At 71.4% G+C, this 4,619-nt stretch carries 3 protein-coding genes; all 3 read right to left on the bottom strand.

All coding sequences use genetic code 11. The annotated features are described in order from the left end of the window. On the bottom strand, positions 1-1,587 hold a 1,587-nt coding region (locus GXP76_RS34170), incomplete at its 3' end, for an APC family permease (RefSeq protein WP_242575506.1). Next, positions 1,584-3,053 (bottom strand): aldehyde dehydrogenase family protein, encoded by a 1,470-nt coding sequence (locus GXP76_RS34175; RefSeq protein WP_242575507.1) that lies wholly within the window; start codon positions 3,051-3,053, stop codon positions 1,584-1,586. The genes GXP76_RS34175 and GXP76_RS34170, both read right to left, overlap by 4 nt. Positions 3,054-3,253: 200 nt before the next feature. Further along, on the bottom strand, positions 3,254-4,522 hold the full coding sequence (locus GXP76_RS34180) for a GAF domain-containing protein (RefSeq protein WP_242575508.1): 1,269 nt from the start codon (positions 4,520-4,522) through the stop codon (positions 3,254-3,256). Positions 4,523-4,619: the final 97 nt, after the last annotated feature.

A 4,619-nucleotide genomic window follows, 5' to 3' on the forward strand; every position in this document is an offset into this window, starting at 1 on the left:
CCCTGTCTTGTGCCGCTGGACGAACCAGTAGTAGGTGAAGCCGCCGACGGCGACGACGCCGATGAACAGGAAGGCGCCCCAGCGCAGATACCAGTGCTGCGGCCCGGTCGCGTTGTACACCGCGGCGCGCGGCCAGGCGAGGTTGAGGGACATCGCGGCGCCCCAGAACACGGCGATGATGTTGACCGGGAGCCCGAACCTCCCGAGTGTGAAGCTGCCCTTCGCCGGATGCCACTGGCCGCGCAGCCGTTTCACCAGCATCGGCGCGGTGACCAGCAGATACGCCAGATAGATCATGATGATCGCGATGCTCGTGATCACCGAGAAGATCTGCGGCTGGTTGATGTTGATGACCAGGATGACGACACCCACGACACCGATCAGCATGGCCGGGACGACCGGGGTGTGGAAACGCGGACTGACACGGGCGAGCACGGAGCCCGCCGGCAGGTTGTTGTCGCGTGCCATGGCGAACATCAGGCGGATGCCCGCCGCCTGAACCGCCAGCACACAGACGGTGATCGCGATGACGACGCACCACAGGAAGACCTCGCCGACGGTCGACCCGAGCGTGTCCAGTACGACGAACTGCAGGCCGTCCGCCGCCAGTCGCTTGTCCGCCAGATTCGGGACCGCCAGCAGGGCGAACAGCAGGATCAGCCCGCCGATCAGGAACGACGCGACGAGCGCGCGCAGGATCGCCCGAGGGGCATTGCGGCTCGGGTTGTGCGACTCCTCGCCGAGCGACGACGCCGTGTCGAAGCCGTACATGACGTACGCGGAGGCCAGCGACGCGGTGAGGAACGCGCCGAAGTACCCGAGCGCCTCGCCCGTGCCGTGTCCTTGGGTGTCGGTCAGTACGGTGCCGGGGCCGCGGGTGATGTGCACGGCCAGGAAGATGATCAGCGCGACGGCGGCGATCAGTTCGATGAACACTCCGGCGGAGTTGATCCGCGCCATGAGTTTGACGCCGAAGGCGTTGACGGTGGTGGAGAAGAGGATGAGGACGGAGCCGAGGAGTACGGCGTTGCCCGCGGCGTCGTACTTGCCGCTGCCGTCCCCGATGAACTGGAACCGGCTGTCGATCTGCGGCAGCGTGATCTGGTACGCCAGCGCCACCGCCGACAGCGTCACCATGGTCGCCGTCATCATCATCCAGCCGCCGAGCCAGCCGATGTGCGGACCACCCATGTTCTTCGCCCAGTTGTACACGGAGCCGGCGACCGGGTAGCGGGCGGCGAGCTCGCAGAAGCACAGGGCCACCATCAGCTGGCCGGCGAAGACCATCGGCCAGGACCACCAGTAGGCCGGGCCGCCGAAGGTGACACCGAAGTAGAACAGCTGGAAGGTGCCGGTCAGGATCGAGATGTAGCTGATCCCGGCGGCGAAGGTGTGGAAGTTGCCGAGGGTCCGCTTGAGTTCGGGCTTGTAGCCGAGTGCGCCGAGCGCTTCGTCGTCGTCCTGGAGCTGCGTCCGCGCGGAGGCCTCCGGATCGGCGGGCCCCGCGGATCCGGCAGCCCCCGCGCCGTTCCCGCCCCGTCCCGCGCCGTTCCCGCCCGGGCCGTTCGGCTCGCCGGGCGTACTCACTCGAACCACCCCTGAGGACTCGGGGTGAGATTGCGCCACACGTGCTTGGCCTCCTGGTACTCGGCCAGCCCGGCCGGTCCCAGCTCGCGCCCGAAGCCGGACTGCTTCATCCCGCCCCATTCGGCCTGGGGGACGTACGGGTGGAAGTCGTTGATCCATACGGTGCCCGCCCGCATCCGCGACGCCACGCGCTGCCCGCGCCCGGTGTCCTGCGACCAGACCGCCCCGGTCAGGCCGTAGACGGTGTCGTTGGCGAGCGCGACCGCCTCGTCCTCGTCCCTGAAGCGTTCGACGGTGAGCACGGGGCCGAACGACTCGTCACGCACCACCGACATCCCCGGGGCGCAGTCGTCGAGCACGGTCGGCGGGTAGTAGAACCCGTCGCGCAGCTCCGGGTCGGTGGGGCGTCTGCCGCCGCAGCGCAGTACGGCGCCTTCGGCGAGCCCCGCCGCCACGTACGCCTCGACCTTGTCGCGGTGCGCCGCCGAGATCAGCGGCCCTGTGCGGGCGTGCTCGTCGAACGGACCGCCCATCGGGATCGCCTTGGCCCGGCGCACCAGCTCGTCCACGAACGAATCGTGCAGCTCGTCCTGGACCAGCAGCCGCGCGCCGGCCGAGCAGACCTGCCCGGAGTGCAGGAACACCGCCGTCAGCGCGTAGTCGACCGCGCTCTCGAAGTCGGCGTCCGCGAAGACGATGTTGGGATTCTTGCCGCCCAGCTCCAGCGCGACCCTCTTCACCGTCGGTGCGGCGGCCGCCATGACGCGTCGCCCCGTGACGAGACCGCCGGTGAAGGAGACCAGGTCGACACGGGGGTCCTCGGTGAGCGGCGCGCCCGCCGTGGGTCCGGCGCCGAGGACCAGATTCGCCACGCCGTCCGGCAGCCCGGCCTCGGTGAGCAGCCGCATCAGCATGATCGCGGTGTGCGGGGTCAGCTCGCTCGGCTTCAGTACGAAGGTGTTGCCGGCGCCGAGCGCGGGGGCCACCTTCCAGGAAGTCTGGAGGAGCGGATAGTTCCACGGGGTGATCAGCGCGCACACGCCGACCGGTTCGTGCACGACGCGGCTGTCGACACCGGGGTCGCCGGTGTGGACGACGCGGTCGCCGCCGCCGGCGGCCGTCAGATTGCCGAAGTAGCGGAAGCAGTTCGCGATGTCGTCCATGTCGTACTCGCTCTCGACGAGCCGCTTCCCCGTGTCGAGGGACTCGGCCCGCGCGAACGCGGCCTTGTCGCGCTCCAGCAGCCCGGCCACGCGCAGCAGCAGCCCGCCCCGCTCGGCGGTCGGCGTGCCGGGCCAGGAGCCGCTGTCGAACGCGTCACGGGCCGCCTCGATCGCGGCGGCCGAGTCCTGGGGTCCCGCCTCGTCCACGGTCGCGACGAGCGTGCCGTCCGCCGGGCAGCGGATCTCGCGGACCTGACCGCCTACTGCGGTGGTCCACTTGCCACCGATGAACAGCTCCGGCATGGCGGACTCCTCGGGTTCGGACGAGCGGGCACCGCGAGAGTCGGGTGTGGTGCTCCATCAACAGAGAGTAAGGAGCAGAGGCCGGGTCCGCCTTCCGGGAGCGCCCGGAGGGTTCAGCCCGGCTCGGCTCGTCCCACGGCCGGGGCTCGTCCGACGGCCGGTGTTGTACGGCAGCGGCTCGTCCGACGGCCGGTCCGTGCTCAGGCGCCGGAGGGGCTCATTGACTGCCACGCGTCGATCTCGCGCACGCGCGCGAGGGCGGACGGGCGCTGCCGCGCGGGGAGCGCCTCGGCCAGCGTCCGCCACACCGCCAGGTCGTCCTCACCCCAGGGGCTGTACGCCCAGTCGGCCAGCAGCCCCGGATCCCCGCGCGCGATCAGGGCCGCCCTGAGCTGGTCGGCGAGCCTGCGCCGCAGCCGTACGACGGCGGGGGACAGGGACGCGGGCAGCAGCGGTCCCGCGTAGGCGCTCATGGCCCCGGTGACCGCTCCGGACGCCAGCCTCCTGGTGACGGTGGCGAAGTCGGTGTCCACCGGGGCCGTCAGCCGGTACGGGCGTGAACGCAGCAGATCGGGGCCGAGCAGGCCGCGCAGCCGGAACAGTTCCGCGCGCAGGGTGACGGGCGTGACGGACTCGTCCTCGTACAGCTCCATGAGCAGTTCGTCGCCGCAGACGCCCTCCGGGCGGTTCGCGAGCACCGTCAGGATCTCGCTGTGACGACGGCTGAGCCGGGTCTTGCGGCCGTCGACGACGAGCAGCGCCTCGTCACGTCCGAGGACCGACAACTGTACGGTCCCGGGCGCCGGCGGCGGGGCCAGCAGGGCGAGCTGCGACTCGGCGGCCCTGGCGACGGCGCCGACGAACGCCAGGCTGTGCGGATGGGCGAGCCGGTCGCCGCCGGTGATGTCCACGGCGCCGAGCAGCCGTCCGGTGCGCGGATCGTGGATGGGCGCGGCGGCGCAGGTCCAGGGGTGCACGGGCCGCAGGAAGTGCTCGGCGGCGAACACCTGGACGGGGCGGTCGACGGCGATGGCGGTGCCCGGGGCGTTCGTACCCGCCGCGGCCTCGGACCAGCGGGCTCCCGGCACGAAGTTCATCCCGCCGGCCTGCGCGCGGGTCGCGGTGTGGCCCTCGACCCACAGGAGCCGTCCGTGCGCGTCGCACACCGCGATCAGGTGTTCGCCGTCCGACGCGTAGGCACCCATCAGTTCGCGGAAGAGAGGCATCACGCGCGTCAGCGGGTGCGCGTCCCGGTGGGCGCCGAGGTCGTCGTCGGACAGCTCGACGCTGGCCGTCCCTTCGGGACGGACGTGCGCGCGGGCGGAACGCTGCCAGGAATCGGCCACCACGGGGCGTACGGGACGCTCGACCCGGCCGGCGGTCGCGAACGACTCGTACGCGCGGCGCAGCGCTCCGCGCCGCTCCGCCGGGTCCGCTCCTTCTTCCAGGGCCACCCATGTGTCGGTCAACTCGGCCTCCCGGGGCCACTACTGCACCGGCCTCCACCATGGTCGCCCCCGCGTGCGCCACCGGGCAAGGCCCGGGCATTCGCAGCCCCGAAACCAG

Origin of the sequence: Streptomyces sp. NP-1717 (assembly GCF_022695985.1) — a bacterium.
Lineage (GTDB): Bacteria > Actinomycetota > Actinomycetes > Streptomycetales > Streptomycetaceae > Streptomyces.